Here is a 12,479-nt window from a genome sequence, read left to right as displayed (position 1 = left end):
TCAGGAAAAACCACATGCGCGGCTTCCTCGTGACTCTCGCCTTGGTTGTCGGGCTTGCCCCGATGGCGATGGCCGCATCGTCGCCGACGATGCTGCAATCGTCCCATCGCCAGTCCGACCTCTTCGTCCGCGTGGCCGATGGCTGTGCTGCCGGATCATGGCGCGGGCCGTGGGGGGAATGCCGGAATACACCCTATAGCGGGCCGACGCCAGGCGGCGGATACGTGAAAAATGGCACCGGCTGTGCTGCCGGATCGTGGCGTGGGCCATGGGGCGAATGCCGGAGCACGCCCTATAGCGGGCCCCTGCCCGGTGGCGGCTTTGCGGCGGCCGGAAATGGATGCCCTCCCGGCTATTGGCACGGACCCTGGGGCAACTGCCGGAACACGGCGTTTCATGGTCGGCTTCCAGACGGAAGTTACCAGTAAGCGGCGTGCCGGTGTGCGAACGCCCGCGCCGTCTCCTTGCAGTAACGGTCATCGCTGACTGTCATCTCGGCGTGATGTGACTTGCCTCTACCATCACATTGGCAACACATCCGATGTGATGTGAATCAGATCACGCGGAAACGCTGACGCCACATGCCACATCGACCTTTGCAGAATATCCCCCCTTTTCCTCTGAAAACCGCCATCCGCATCGCCCGCAACGGCGCGCTGCTGGCATCCGCACACACGATCACCTTGGAGCAGAGCGCGAGACCTGCCAGGATGCCAAAATGGATCCTGAAACGCATACGCGCCTCGGCGCTGTTATCGGCAATGTCCTAAGCCTCAGAGCCGAGTTGGTAGCTTTGCAGGCGCGCATCGACGCGTTGAGGCGTCAGTCCGCGTTGATCACCCATACAATCGATCGCTCGGCTGCCCAGGCCGCGATCATCAAGCATCACCTCACCAAGGCGGCACAGACGCACAAGGGCCGCGTCGCACCGCGACCCTCTGGTGAACCGGCAAGGGTCACTCTTCCTCCCGGAAGCCAGTCCAAATGGCCGGCCAATGACCTGTTGGACCTGAGCCCGCTCTCGCCACGAGAGCTCTTGAAAGCGAAGCCGATCCTGAACGAGTCTGCTTTTTGGGTCATGGTTTACCTCGCGGTACACCATATCCCCTGCACTTTGGCGGTGGCCTTTACGGCCGAACAACGGTCTCTCCTGGCAACTGCCGTTCAGCGGACCGCTCAGGATAATATGCCGTAACGTTTTCTGTTACAGGACGACGGCTCAATCAATTACATCATTATTAGTCCTGGATATAATTCGTAAACAATGTTTTATCTTCGAAAGAAGATATGGAGAGAAGCACGTGCCGCGGCCTCAAAAAACGGTTCTTCCTTCGACCAAAGCGGACTTGATGGCGCGCGTCGAAAAGCTCGAGCGAGCCAACGCCAACCTGCGCACCAAGAACAAGGCCCTCACCCACGCCTATGCAGCGAAATCCGAGACTTTGGATGAGTTGTGGGGCGAGCGCCCGGTGGACGTCACCTTGGTCGCGCGTCGCTCCTAAGCGACCAAGCGGGGCATTCGGGCCACGCGATGTGGCCTGGACCAGTGCGACATCGGCCTCACGCTGGGTGGGCCGAGTCACGAAGGCGTGCGCAGCGGTAAGCACCGTCCGCCCGGCATTGCGCGTCAGGCGTCCGTCTAGAGCCCCCCTTCCAGACAACAGACGGTTCGCCCGCACTCTGTCCCTGTCTTGGACTCCACCGCCGCCACAGGAAGACATAATGCACCTGGCGATCAATTCTCTGACCGCGCTGGGCGTCGTAGTGGCGACGGCCGCCACGGATGCGGTCTATGTCATGTTCAGTTCCGCCATCGCGCGGCAAAAGCGGGTGCCCGCCGCAACCTGGAGCAGCCTCTGGTATCTGCTCTCATCCTTCGCCGTGATCAGCTATACGCAGGATTGGATTTACGTCGTCTTCGCGGCAGCGGGCTCCTGGATCGGTGCCTATGCGTCGGTCACCTTCATCAGGCGCCCGAACGCCGCATCCAGCGCGCCGAAGGAGCTTTCATGACCCAATATCCCCCGCCTGCTACGTTGTCAGCGTCTTCAACTCCCCGCGAGCGACGCCCACCAAGGTGCGCACGAGCAACCCCGCGATCACCATCGTCGCGAGGGCCAGCAAGCCGAGCGCGATCACGTCCGTGATCAGTCCCGGCTCTGCCGCCGCGACGCGCAGGGCCGCGATGGACGAGGCGGCGAGCGGAAAACTCACGGCCCACCAAGCCATCCGGAACGGGCAACAGGCGATCAGGTTGCGCAACCGCCCCAACAGCACCGCCAGGATGAACAGCGTCAGCATATAGAGCGACTGCGCGAAGAGATCGATCTGCCCGGAGGTGACAGCATAGGCGGAGAACCCCACGGCGAAGGGCGCAACCAGGATCAGCAGCGTCGGCTGCAGCGCGTCCGGCATCGGCGGCTCGAACAGCAGCCGCGAGAAGATCAGCGTAAACAGCGGCACGGCGAAGAACAGGCCGACAGCCAGGCCCAACACCATGACGCCGTGCATCGGGGGTAGCCCCAAGCTAGGCAGCGCCAATGGCACGTCCAAGACGCCCACAACGGGCACGATCCATGCGGGCGTCGCGTGGGCGATCGCTTGACGGTCGCTCATCCACCGGCTGACCATCATCCAAGCGAAGGCAAACATGCCGATCGCCCCTGCCACCCACAGGATCCGCGCCAGATCAAGGGCGACCGGGGCCAAAACGATGGGGAGCAGCAAGAGGCTGATCAGAAATGTGCCGAACAAGTTGCCGGCGATCGGATGACGGAACTCCTTCATCACGGCGTCGGGCGCCGTGATGGCCTTCAGCCCATAGCCCAACACAATCAGGATGAAGGCGATGACAGCGACCGTGCCGATCCCGTCCGCCACCCAGCCGGGTGCGCCGTAGCGCAGATGCGCCAACCGCCACGCCACCGAAAGTCCCGTCAGGCCCATGACGGAGCCGAACAGGCCGACGGGAAAATAATCGAACCGCCACTTTGTGTGGTGGGTGGTGACACTGATTGTGCTGTCGCTCATGCTTCTGTTTCCGCTCTCAGACTGTTTTTCATGCGTCAGGAGTTTGGAGCAGATCTTCGCTCCTCATTTCCACCACGGGTATGTTCGGAAATAGGCCTGAAAAGCAGGATAAAGCGCGAGGTTGCTGGCATAGTCTAGGATCAAATCGCGCTGGATCTCCTCGGCCTAGGGCGCCACGACTCAAAGAGCGCTCATCGACGCCGCAGCGCCACTCTCAGCCGTTCATCTCAACCAGAGCGCAAGTCTGAAATAGGGGAAACTCGATCCACAATCAGGCGGCAGATCGTGCCTGCGCGTCGGCGCGCAGCCTGTCGCGGCTCGACATCAGCGAACCGACCGGGTCTCGAACAGGGGCGAAACCCGCGAGCCCAATGCGCTTGGGCATGTTCACGTAGATGGCTTCGATGCCGCCCTTGGCACTATAGGCCTCATGCCAGAACCCAGCGCCACGCGTGTCTTTCAGAAAGTCACGCCACCATCCCGCATGGGGCGCCGATCGCGTGAAGTGATGCAGAGAGTCGAGATCGCGCCAATATTGCCGGAAGCCGATATGGTTCCAGCCAAACAGGGACCGCTCCTCCCCCAAGAGACCATCCGGCGGATTGCGCTGGATCTCCGCGAAGCCTTTCCCCAGGCTCAACAGCGCCGGGATCGCGCGCAGGCGATGCGCTTTGAACCCCAGCAGCACCATGACCAGATCAGGATAGGCGCTGAGGTCGACCGTTTCCCGCACAACACCTTGCTTCATGGCGATACCTCTGTTTACATTGTAAGCATAACAGGGCGTGCTTACGGTGTAAACAGCGTGGATCTCAAACAGGACTTACGATCGCGTTTGGTGCAGGAAGCGATGCGGCTTCTCACCGAGCACCCATCCGAGCTGACGCTGCGTGGCGTGGCGCGTGCCGCCGGCGTCTCCGCCATGGCGCCGTATCGGCATTTCGCCGACAAGGCCTCCTTGATGCGCGCCGTCACGGATACTGGCTTCGCGATGCTGCGGGCCACGCTGCTCGACGCCGATCGCGCGGACACCGATCGGGACGCGCTGATCGGGCAAGGCCTCGCCTATATCACCTTCGCGGTCGCGCATCCGGCGTTGTTCCGATTGATGTTCGCCGAGCCCGAGTATGAAAAGGTGGACCGCGATCCCGGGGGCGACACGGCCTATGGCGTGTTGGCGCGCCGGATTGCGCAGATGGTGCCCGGGCGGACCCCAACGGCGATCACCGCCGCCTGGGCGATCGTGCATGGTCTCGCGACACTCACGCTCGATGCACGACTGCCCGCTGAGCCTGACCATGCCCGACAGGTTCTCGATCTCTTCGTAGACGGTCTCGCGACGCTTACTCCGCGTGGATGAAGCGGGCGAGATCCGTGGCGAGTGTGGCGGGTGACGCCTGGGGTGACAGCGGCGCCAGGAAGGCACCATCCGGCCCCATGAGGTAGAGGACCGCGCTATGGTCGATCGCCTCCAACCCGTCGGGCGACGCGACACCGGGCCTGACGACGACGTGATAGGCCGCCTCGACGGCCCGGATCTGCGCAGCCGTGCCCGTCAGGCCGATCAGACGCGGGGAAAAGGCCGCGACATAGCGCCCGATGACCGCCGGCGTGTCCCGCTTGGGATCGATCGTGATGAATATAGGCTGGATGCCGTCGCCGCGAGGGCCAAGCTGGTTCAGGGCTTGGATGACGGAGGCCAGGGTCGTCGGGCAAATATCGGGGCAGGACGTATACCCGAAATACACGAGCATATCGTGACCTCGGAAATCGCGGTCCGTCACGACGCGCTTCTGGGAATCCACGAGCTGGAACGGGCCGCCGACGCTGGCGGTCGGCTGCCTTTCTCCGCCCTGCATCAAGGCAAAAAGACTGACCGACGCCGCCAGAAGCAAGGCGAGACCGGCAACCGCCCGCTTCCATTTGGCCACCCTCACATCCGCATCCCCGGTGACAGGCTGGCAAGCAGCCCGGCTGCGAGAATAACGGCAAAGCCCAGGCCGATCTCTAGCGTGATAGCGTAAAGCAAAGTTGGCGGGCCGCCGCGCGCGCTTGCCAGGCGCGGCGTCGCATAGACGCGATTGAAGGCCGCCACACCCAGCAGCAGCAGGAACAGAAGCAGCTTGAGAAGCGCCGTCCAGCCATAGGCGCTGTGGGCGAGGAACGACCAACTGCTGATCAGGATGACGCCTTGATAGAAGGCCGTGACGGCAAGAACGGACACGCAGACGAGACCCACGGGTGAAAAGCGGCGCGCCAGCGCCGCCGACACGGAGGGTGGCAGCCGGCGCACCGCGAGGGCCAGGGCGGGAAGCGACCCCAACCACGCGCCCGCCGCCAATAGATGAGCGGTGACAGAGACGCGCAGCACCGGCAGGCCCATGCCGAAGGCATGGCCGTGGCAGGCGTGAAGAACAATCATGATCGCCCCCGGCGCGAGGGAGAGAAGGTCAAGCGGTGCCGGCAGCATGAGTGCCACGAGCACGAGCACCAGCGCGCCGCATTCTGCGACCAGAACATGACCGAAGCTGGTGTCGTGGACCACCGTCCAGACGGCATCGATGGATGCGCCAAATCCTGTCGCATCGGCCAAGGACCGCGCCACCAGGACCAGCCAGAGGGCCATTGCGAGCAGCGCGATCGCGGCCAGCACACTGCCCTGGCGCGCCAGCCGCCGCCGAAAGGCGGCGGCCTCGGGCAAGGGCAGCAAGGCGAAGCCCGCCGGCGCCACGACCGCCCGGAAGATGAGCGTGCCGAAAACCATCAGCACGGCGGCATCCGTCACGCCTCGACTGAGGACGAGACCGATGCCGCCACTCTCGGAGAGGTCGAAGCTGGGCACGCTTACGGAGCGACGGTGAAGCTGTAGACGCCGTGCGTCTTATGCGTATCCGTATCAGTCGCGTGCCAGGTCACGGTGTATTGGCCGGGCGGGAGCGGCTTGAGAGCGATGCTCAGATGGTGGCTATCCGTCGCCGAGACTGTCGCGGGGCCTTCGCTCATCACCATGCCCATGGCATCCGTAACCTTCACGCCCGTGAACTTCGGTTCGAGTTCGTCGTCGAATTCGATCCAGAGGGCAGCGGGTGCGGTCTTGATGGTGCTGCCTTTCGCAGGCAATTCGGTTTGGGGATAGGCATGGGCGAAGGCGCCCGTGGCGCTCAAAAGCGTGGCGCTCAAAAGCGTGGCGGCAAAAGCCGCCGCCAGGATGCGGTTGTTCATGGAGGTATCGTCCTTCGAGAACGCACGGACGCGCGGCGTCCGTCACGTCGATCAGCACAGGGATTTGTCGATGCAGCACAAGCCGTCAGAGGCGGCTTGGCGGTCCCCGTGCCTGCCAAGCCGCCCGCCGCAGCCGGGGCGGGCCTGACCATGACACTTGCGGGAAGGCGACCATCGTCCAGGCCAACACGGCGCGTGGCAAAGGCGCCGGCGCGCCCATCAGGGCATGGGCATTGTCCGCGTGCTCGACGAGCAAAAGGTCATCGAAGGAAGCGTGATGACGGGGGGCTTGCGGCGGTTTGGTCTGCCCCGGCGCACACATGACCATGACGGCTTGCAAGCGCCCGATGGGATCAGACGCCGCGCTCGGAACCATCGGCACGGTCGCGCCCAAGGCCAAGCGGCTTGCCAAGGCAAGGCCGAGCATGACCGTCAGGACGAGACGCCAGACCGAACGACCGGATGAGGTGGAGGCGGAATGCATGTCGGCCGATGTCATAGCATCGAATCTGTGCCTGCCAATCGTACTCCCGCCGCGACGACGCCCGTCAGATGTGCTGAAAGAGGACGATAGTCTGGTCATGTGCGGGGCGACAATGCGACGAGTCATTGCCGATATTTTCAACGACAGCGGTCGCAACCTGCCGCTCAAGGTCGTTGGTCTCTATACGATCCTGATCGGCGGTAATGTCGTCGCCTGGGCCTGGGCGCTCATTGCCTTCCACCACCATCCGGTTCTGCTGAGCTTGGCGTTTCTTGCCTACGGCTTCGGCCTGCGCCACGCCGTGGATGCCGATCATATCGCCGCCATCGATAACGTCACCCGCAAGCTGATGCAGGAGGGGAAGCGCCCGGTCGCGGTCGGCTTCTTCTTCTCGCTTGGTCATTCCACCATCGTCATCATGGCCTCGGTCGCCATCGCGGCGACAGCGACCGCGCTCAAGACGCAGTTCGGCGCCTTCCAAGCCGTGGGCGGTGTCATCGGCACCTTGGTCTCGGCACTGTTCCTGCTCGCGATCGCCGCGATGAACTTCGTGATTTTGGTGACGGTGTATCGAACCTTTCGGCGCGTGAAGGGCGGCGCGCCTTATGTCGATGAGGATCTCGACATGCTGCTGGCCGGTCGGGGGCTTCTTTCGCGGCTGTTTCGGCCGATCTTCGCGCTCATTCGGCGCAGTTGGCACATGTATCCCCTGGGCTTTCTGTTTGGCCTTGGCTTCGATACGGCGACGGAGGTGGGCCTGTTGGGCATGTCGGCGGCCCAGGCGTCCCACGGCACATCGGTTTGGTCGATCCTGGTCTTTCCGGCGCTGTTCACCGCCGGCATGTCCCTGGTCGATACCACTGACAGTATTCTGATGCTGGGGGCCTATGGCTGGGCCTTCGTCAAGCCGATCCGCAAGCTGTATTACAATATGACCATCACCTTCGTGTCGGTAATTGTGGCTTTGGTGGTGGGCGGCATTGAAAGCCTCGGCCTCGTTCAAGACCAGCTCGCGCTGAAAGGGTTCTTCTGGGATAGCATCGGTGCGCTGAACGACCATTTCGGCACCATCGGGTATCTGATCATCGGCATCTTCGTCGTCAGCTGGGCTGTTTCCGCGATCATCTATCGGGCCAAAGGCTACGATCGGCTGGAGGTCGAGATCGGCTAAGCCAAGGTTTTGCTTGGGCTGCCGTGCGATCTACCGTGACGATGCATGAACAACTGGATGCCTCCGTTCCATAGCGGCACTCGGGCCGGTGGTAAGGACTTGCAGGATCTGAGAGGGCTGGCGCGGTCGCCGTTCCACGCCTTCCTCCGCAAGGTCGCGCGGCCGCCTCGGCCGCGTGTCAAAACCGCGACGCCCGAGGCGCCTGCCCCCGCCTATCGCATGATCGCTGCCTTCGCCTCATCCCAGACCTGGCGCTGGCTTGCCGAATACGTGCGGCATCGCTTTGGGCCACGTCATCCGTTCCAAACCTACCAGGGCCACGGGTCCGGCATCTATCGCCTCCAAGGCGATGAGCATGGCGATGAGGTGCGTGTCGCACTCGCCGGCGATTGGGGCACCGGCACGGACGAAGCCGCCCTGGTGGCGCGGCAGATCGAAGGATTTCGCGCGCATTACACGATCCATCTCGGCGACGTCTATTACATGGGTGACGGCCGGGAGGTTGCAGAGAACTTCCTCGGACAGCCCGTCCAAGGCAGCCACTTTACGCCCATCGCCTGGCCGCTCGGCAGCCGAGGGAGCTTTTCCCTCCTCGGCAATCACGAAATGTATGCGCGTGGCATCGCCTATTTCAGGCATATCCTGCCGTCGCTGGGGGAGATGCGAAACGGCGTCTCGCAAGGTCAGCAGGCGAGCTTCTTCTGTCTGGAGAATGATGATTGGCGGGTGATCGGCATCGACACCGGCTATGATTCAGTCAATTGGCCCTTCATCGAATCCATCCTAGAGCCGGACTGTGCTTTGCCGCCGTTGCTGATCGACTGGCTGGAGAAAACCCTGAAGCCCAGCGAGGATGATGCACGCGGCATTATCGTGCTCAGTCATCATCAGTATTTTTCGGCCTTCGATCATGCTTATCCGAAAGCCGCAACCCAGCTCGCGACATTCTTCAAGCGGCCTGTGCTGTGGTTCTGGGGCCACGAGCATCGGCTGACGATCTACGACAAATTCTCAGTCAAAGACGGTGTCGAAGCCTTTGGCCGTTGCATCGGCCATGCTGGCATGCCCGTCGATCTCGCGCCGACGACGCCCGCGCATCCGGAGGTTCCTATCGTCTTCCTCGACGAGCGTGTCTATCACAACGACGAACACCTGCATCTCGGCATGAACGGCTTCGCCCGTCTCACCTTTCGGTCCAAGCAGCTTCTCGTCGATTACGTCGATCTTCACGGCACATGCATCTATACCGAGACATGGACCGCCGAGGACGCGCAACTGCTTCGCGAAGACGCGGGACCGGTGTAACAGCCATCCACGTTGACGGCGGAATGCGCTACGCTTTTCCGCCCTACCTGGCGAGCAGAGCTCGCACGGCATCGATCGTCGGATGCGGCAATCGCCTGGTCAGCGATCGCGACGTGGCCCAATCGGGTTCGTACTGCTGACGACGGTTGTTCCAGGTCAAGACTGCAACCTGAGACCGACTAGCTGAGCTAGAGCCGTCCATTTCATAGAGAAACAGAAGACGCGGCCGTGCCCCTTCACCCGGCATCGCGCCGGCGGCGTCGAGCCCCATGCAGTCGAGAGCAGAGGTCGCGGGTGTCGTGCGCGCGAAGTGGGCTCGCTTTTTACCGTCGAGCACAAAGACTCCGCAATCAAATCGCATGTGCTGGCCGGACATGTTGACCACTGTGTCGAACTGGATCGGTGCAATGGTTAACGATTCTGTTGTGTCCGCATGCAAGAGAAACATCTCTCCGTTCTGGAATGTGGCATCCGACGATCCGTGTGGAAGCGCATTCCGATCGAAGTAACTGCGCAGATGGTCTTCCTGGTCACCCGAAATTGGCACCAGAGCTGCGCTGTCACATCGCGCCTGAGGGATCGCGCTCGCAAGGAGGACCGATGCAAGCGCCAAACTCCGCACCACTGCCGTCATGACTGTGTCCGCTCGCTAGACTGGCGCTTCGGCCGCGATTTGGCGCAACGCCTGCTCGAAGGCCTCTGGCGGTTGGCCGCCCGAAATCAGATAGCGCCCGTCGATTACAACCGCCGGCACCGAATTGATGCCGCGCGACCGCCACAGATCTTCGGCCGCGCGAACCTCTTCGGCGAAGCGGCCCGAGGCGAGGATGTCGCGCGCCGTGTCACCGTCTAGACCCGCGTTTTCGGCCGCCGCGACCAGGACGTCATGATCGGCGGGGCTCTCCCCCTCCGTGAAATAGGCGTCGAACAAGGCGTGCTTCAGGGCCGCCTGTCGGCCTTCCAGCTCAGCCCAATGCAGCAGGCGATGCGCGTCGAAGGTATTGTAGATGCGGCTCTGATCGGACATCGCCATGGTAAAACCCACGGCGGCGGCGCGGTCCCGGATCATTTGCCGGGAGGCCGCGGATTGCTCGGGCGTCGAGCCATATTTCGCGCCAATATGGTCGACGATATTCTCGCCCTCAGGCGGCATGTCGGGGTTCAGCTCGAAGGGCTGGAAGTGGATATCGGCATCGATCACATCGCCGGTTCGGGCCAATGCCTCCTCCAGCCCACGCAGGCCGATGATGCACCAGGGGCAGGACACATCCGACACGAAGTCGATCTTCATCGGCCGGGCCATCGGCGCATCCTTTCGATCAGCGAAACGCCATTATGGCCTCACCCCGACCATGCTTCAATCCACAGTTGCGAACCGATGTTTTGCGATGAAATCGACGAAGGCGCGCAGCGGCGCCGGCAGATGACGCCGCCCCGGATAATACAGAAACGGACCCGAGTAGCGCTGCCACCAAGGCTCCAGCACCGGTTCGAGCGCGCCGCTTTCCAGATGCGGACGCAGCCATTCCTCGAACAATTGGATGATGCCGCTGCCGGCAATGGCCGCCTGGACGGCGAGATCCGTGCCCTCCCCCACGCGCACGATGAGCGGGCCTCTCGGCTCCACGATGACCACCTCCCCGTCCCGCTCGAATTCCCAGTCCGTCATCGCCCCGCTTTTGAACCGACCCCGCAGGCAGGCATGCTCCAGCAAGTCCCGCGGATGCACGGGGCGGCCTCGGCGGTCGAGATAAGCGGTCGCGGCTGCGGTCGCGGACCGCTGCGTGCGGGGACCGATCGGCACCGCGATCATGTCCTGCTCCAGCCGCTCATCATAGCGGATGCCCGCATCGCATCCCGCCGCGAGGATATCGACGAAACCGTCTTCGGCGATCACCTCAAGTTCGATGTCCGGATAGGCCGCGAGGAAGGCCGGCACGATGGCGGGCAGAACCAGCCGCGCTGCGCTGACGGGCACGTTTAGCCGCAGCATGCCGGCCGGGCGATCGCGAAAGCCGTTCACCACATCAAGCGCGGCCTCAACCTCACCGAGCGCGGGGCCAAGGCGGTCAAGCAGGCGGGCGCCGGCTTCGGTCGGCGCCACGCTGCGCGTTGTGCGGTTGAGCAGGCGGACGCCGAGCCGGTCTTCGAGCCGACGCACGGCCTCGCTGAGGCTGGAGGCGCTGCCGCCGCTCAGCCGCGCGCCTTCGCGAAAGCCACCTGCGCGCGCGACCGCCACAAAGGCCGTCAGGTCACCAAGATCCGCTGCCATTGTTCGACCTACCGCACAGCCTGTGCCGATTATGCCTTATTATCGTGCAGAGTGGGAGGGCTTACATCACGGTCAGTCACAAGGAGAATGACCATGACCGATATCAGCAAAGCGGGTACCTTCACCCTCGGCGACCGCATGGTGAAGCGCATGGGCTACGGCGCCATGCAGCTCGCCGGCCCCGGTGTTTTTGGGCCGCCGAAGGACCATGATGGCGCCCTTGCGGTGTTGCGGGCGGCGGTGGCAAGCGGCGTCAACCACATCGACACCAGCGACTTCTATGGCCCGCATGTCACCAACCAGATCATCCGGGAGGCGCTGCATCCCTATCCCGATGATCTCGTCATCGTCACCAAGATCAGCGCGCGCCGCGATGAGAAGGGCGGCTGGATCCCGGCGATGTCGAAGGAGGAACTGACGCAGGCGGTGCATGACAACCTCCGCAATCTGGGCCTCGATGTGCTGGAGATCGTCAATCTGCGCAGCATGTTGAACCCCCATCATCCCGTGGAAGGCTCATTGGAGGCGCCGTTGACGGTGCTCGCCGATTTGCAGCGGCAGGGCCTGGTGCGCCACATCGGGTTGAGCAACGTCACCGCCACGCAAGTCGCGGATGGGCGGCGCATCTGCGACATCGTCTGCGTGCAGAATCTCTATAATCTCGCACACCGGGACGATGATGCGCTGATCGACGAACTCGCCGCCGCCGGCACCGCCTATGTGCCCTTCTTCCCGCTCGGCGGCTTCACGCCCCTGCAATCGACCGCGCTTTCCGATGTCGCGCGCGGCCTCGGCGTGACTCCGATGCAGGTGGCCCTCGCCTGGTTGCTGCAGCGCTCGCCGAATATCCTGCTGATCCCCGGCACGTCTTCGGTCGGGCATCTGCAGGAGAATCTCGACGTGGCGGAGATCGCGCTGCCGCCTGAGGTGCTGTCGACGCTCGATGGGATCGGGCGCGCCGTCTGATCGAATGGGATGTAAATTTCCCTCACATG

Annotated in this window: 17 protein-coding genes; 8 read left to right on the top strand and 9 right to left on the bottom strand. The window is 63.1% G+C overall.

Features of this window, described 5'->3' with window-relative positions:
• Positions 1 to 14: 14 nt before the first annotated feature.
• The 4 genes from QP803_RS08340 to QP803_RS08325 all read left to right on the top strand — a co-directional run bounded on the left by QP803_RS08340 (position 15) and on the right by QP803_RS08325 (position 2,013).
• Positions 15 to 428, top strand: a complete 414-nt coding sequence (locus tag QP803_RS08340; RefSeq protein ID WP_284947307.1) for a hypothetical protein — start codon at positions 15 to 17, stop codon at positions 426 to 428.
• 290 nt (positions 429 to 718) lie between these two features.
• Positions 719 to 1,195, top strand: a complete 477-nt coding sequence (locus QP803_RS08335; protein ID WP_284947306.1) for a hypothetical protein — start codon at positions 719 to 721, stop codon at positions 1,193 to 1,195.
• A 154-nt stretch (positions 1,196 to 1,349) separates the two neighbouring features.
• Entirely contained in the window at positions 1,350 to 1,502 is a 153-nt protein-coding gene (locus tag QP803_RS08330; RefSeq protein WP_284947305.1) for a hypothetical protein, read from the top strand.
• 220 nt (positions 1,503 to 1,722) lie between these two features.
• The gene (locus tag QP803_RS08325; RefSeq protein WP_284947304.1) at positions 1,723 to 2,013 is read left to right on the top strand and encodes a hypothetical protein; all 291 of its coding nucleotides are present in this window, start codon (positions 1,723 to 1,725) and stop codon (positions 2,011 to 2,013) included.
• A gap of 18 nt (positions 2,014 to 2,031) precedes the next feature.
• Here QP803_RS08325 and QP803_RS08320 read toward each other — a convergent pair whose 3' ends face one another.
• Positions 2,032 to 3,030: an SLAC1 anion channel family protein gene (locus tag QP803_RS08320; protein WP_284947303.1), complete on the bottom strand. Its 999-nt coding sequence runs from the start codon at positions 3,028 to 3,030 to the stop codon at positions 2,032 to 2,034.
• Positions 3,031 to 3,301: 271 nt separating this feature from the next.
• The gene (locus QP803_RS08315) at positions 3,302 to 3,778 is read right to left on the bottom strand and encodes a monooxygenase family protein (protein ID WP_284947302.1); all 477 of its coding nucleotides are present in this window, start codon (positions 3,776 to 3,778) and stop codon (positions 3,302 to 3,304) included.
• A 57-nt stretch (positions 3,779 to 3,835) separates the two neighbouring features.
• On the opposite strand from QP803_RS08315, the gene QP803_RS08310 reads away from it, so the two are divergent.
• On the top strand, positions 3,836 to 4,390 hold the full coding sequence (locus QP803_RS08310) for a TetR/AcrR family transcriptional regulator (protein WP_284947301.1): 555 nt from the start codon (positions 3,836 to 3,838) through the stop codon (positions 4,388 to 4,390).
• On the opposite strand, the gene QP803_RS08305 is transcribed toward QP803_RS08310, so the two are convergent.
• The 4 genes from QP803_RS08305 to QP803_RS08290 form a co-directional block, all read right to left on the bottom strand.
• Complete coding sequence (locus QP803_RS08305; RefSeq protein WP_284947300.1) at positions 4,374 to 4,961, bottom strand: SCO family protein; 588 nt, start codon at positions 4,959 to 4,961, stop codon at positions 4,374 to 4,376. The two genes, QP803_RS08310 and QP803_RS08305, sit on opposite strands and share 17 nt — an antisense overlap.
• A gap of 2 nt (positions 4,962 to 4,963) precedes the next feature.
• Positions 4,964 to 5,872 (bottom strand): copper resistance D family protein, encoded by a 909-nt coding sequence (locus QP803_RS08300; protein ID WP_284947299.1) that lies wholly within the window; start codon positions 5,870 to 5,872, stop codon positions 4,964 to 4,966.
• A gap of 2 nt (positions 5,873 to 5,874) precedes the next feature.
• Positions 5,875 to 6,252 (bottom strand): copper resistance CopC family protein, encoded by a 378-nt coding sequence (locus tag QP803_RS08295; protein WP_284947298.1) that lies wholly within the window; start codon positions 6,250 to 6,252, stop codon positions 5,875 to 5,877.
• Positions 6,253 to 6,337: 85 nt separating this feature from the next.
• Positions 6,338 to 6,751: a hypothetical protein gene (locus QP803_RS08290; RefSeq protein ID WP_284947297.1), complete on the bottom strand. Its 414-nt coding sequence runs from the start codon at positions 6,749 to 6,751 to the stop codon at positions 6,338 to 6,340.
• Positions 6,752 to 6,848: 97 nt separating this feature from the next.
• Between QP803_RS08290 and QP803_RS08285 the strand changes: the two genes are divergently transcribed.
• Together QP803_RS08285 and QP803_RS08280 are read left to right on the top strand one after the other, a co-directional pair.
• The gene (locus tag QP803_RS08285; RefSeq protein WP_284947296.1) at positions 6,849 to 7,907 is read left to right on the top strand and encodes a HoxN/HupN/NixA family nickel/cobalt transporter; all 1,059 of its coding nucleotides are present in this window, start codon (positions 6,849 to 6,851) and stop codon (positions 7,905 to 7,907) included.
• 57 nt (positions 7,908 to 7,964) lie between these two features.
• Entirely contained in the window at positions 7,965 to 9,212 is a 1,248-nt protein-coding gene (locus QP803_RS08280; protein ID WP_284947295.1) for a metallophosphoesterase family protein, read from the top strand.
• A gap of 43 nt (positions 9,213 to 9,255) precedes the next feature.
• On the opposite strand, the gene QP803_RS08275 is transcribed toward QP803_RS08280, so the two are convergent.
• Genes QP803_RS08275 through QP803_RS08265 form a run of 3 tightly spaced genes read right to left on the bottom strand, consistent with a single transcriptional unit; the run spans position 9,256 to position 11,484 of the window.
• Positions 9,256 to 9,846, bottom strand: a complete 591-nt coding sequence (locus QP803_RS08275; RefSeq protein WP_284947294.1) for a hypothetical protein — start codon at positions 9,844 to 9,846, stop codon at positions 9,256 to 9,258.
• 15 nt (positions 9,847 to 9,861) lie between these two features.
• Positions 9,862 to 10,515, bottom strand: coding sequence for a DsbA family oxidoreductase (locus QP803_RS08270; RefSeq protein WP_284947293.1), 654 nt, complete (start codon positions 10,513 to 10,515; stop codon positions 9,862 to 9,864).
• A gap of 54 nt (positions 10,516 to 10,569) precedes the next feature.
• Complete coding sequence (locus tag QP803_RS08265; RefSeq protein ID WP_284947292.1) at positions 10,570 to 11,484, bottom strand: LysR family transcriptional regulator; 915 nt, start codon at positions 11,482 to 11,484, stop codon at positions 10,570 to 10,572.
• Positions 11,485 to 11,577: 93 nt separating this feature from the next.
• On the opposite strand from QP803_RS08265, the gene QP803_RS08260 reads away from it, so the two are divergent.
• Positions 11,578 to 12,450: an aldo/keto reductase family oxidoreductase gene (locus QP803_RS08260; RefSeq protein WP_284947291.1), complete on the top strand. Its 873-nt coding sequence runs from the start codon at positions 11,578 to 11,580 to the stop codon at positions 12,448 to 12,450.
• The last annotated feature ends 29 nt before the right edge of the window (positions 12,451 to 12,479 follow it).

The sequence above is a fragment of the Acidisoma sp. PAMC 29798 genome, assembly GCF_030252425.1.
Taxonomy (GTDB): domain Bacteria; phylum Pseudomonadota; class Alphaproteobacteria; order Acetobacterales; family Acetobacteraceae; genus Acidisoma; species Acidisoma cladoniae.
This window is presented reverse-complemented; position numbering and strand designations above follow the sequence as displayed.

Excerpts from the sequence above, each read along its gene's own strand:
- QP803_RS08340 (WP_284947307.1), top strand. The coding sequence starts at position 15 with ATGCGCGGCTTCCTCGTGACTCTCGCCTTGGTTGTCGGGCTTGCCCCG.
- QP803_RS08335 (WP_284947306.1), top strand. The coding sequence starts at position 719 with ATGGATCCTGAAACGCATACGCGCCTCGGCGCTGTTATCGGCAATGTC.
- QP803_RS08330 (WP_284947305.1), top strand. The coding sequence starts at position 1,350 with ATGGCGCGCGTCGAAAAGCTCGAGCGAGCCAACGCCAACCTGCGCACC.
- QP803_RS08325 (WP_284947304.1), top strand. The coding sequence starts at position 1,723 with ATGCACCTGGCGATCAATTCTCTGACCGCGCTGGGCGTCGTAGTGGCG.
- QP803_RS08320 (WP_284947303.1), bottom strand. The coding sequence starts at position 3,030 with ATGAGCGACAGCACAATCAGTGTCACCACCCACCACACAAAGTGGCGG.
- QP803_RS08315 (WP_284947302.1), bottom strand. The coding sequence starts at position 3,778 with ATGAAGCAAGGTGTTGTGCGGGAAACGGTCGACCTCAGCGCCTATCCT.
- QP803_RS08295 (WP_284947298.1), bottom strand. The coding sequence starts at position 6,252 with ATGAACAACCGCATCCTGGCGGCGGCTTTTGCCGCCACGCTTTTGAGC.
- QP803_RS08290 (WP_284947297.1), bottom strand. The coding sequence starts at position 6,751 with ATGACATCGGCCGACATGCATTCCGCCTCCACCTCATCCGGTCGTTCG.
- QP803_RS08285 (WP_284947296.1), top strand. The coding sequence starts at position 6,849 with ATGCGACGAGTCATTGCCGATATTTTCAACGACAGCGGTCGCAACCTG.
- QP803_RS08280 (WP_284947295.1), top strand. The coding sequence starts at position 7,965 with ATGCCTCCGTTCCATAGCGGCACTCGGGCCGGTGGTAAGGACTTGCAG.
- QP803_RS08275 (WP_284947294.1), bottom strand. The coding sequence starts at position 9,846 with ATGACGGCAGTGGTGCGGAGTTTGGCGCTTGCATCGGTCCTCCTTGCG.
- QP803_RS08270 (WP_284947293.1), bottom strand. The coding sequence starts at position 10,515 with ATGGCCCGGCCGATGAAGATCGACTTCGTGTCGGATGTGTCCTGCCCC.
- QP803_RS08265 (WP_284947292.1), bottom strand. The coding sequence starts at position 11,484 with ATGGCAGCGGATCTTGGTGACCTGACGGCCTTTGTGGCGGTCGCGCGC.
- QP803_RS08260 (WP_284947291.1), top strand. The coding sequence starts at position 11,578 with ATGACCGATATCAGCAAAGCGGGTACCTTCACCCTCGGCGACCGCATG.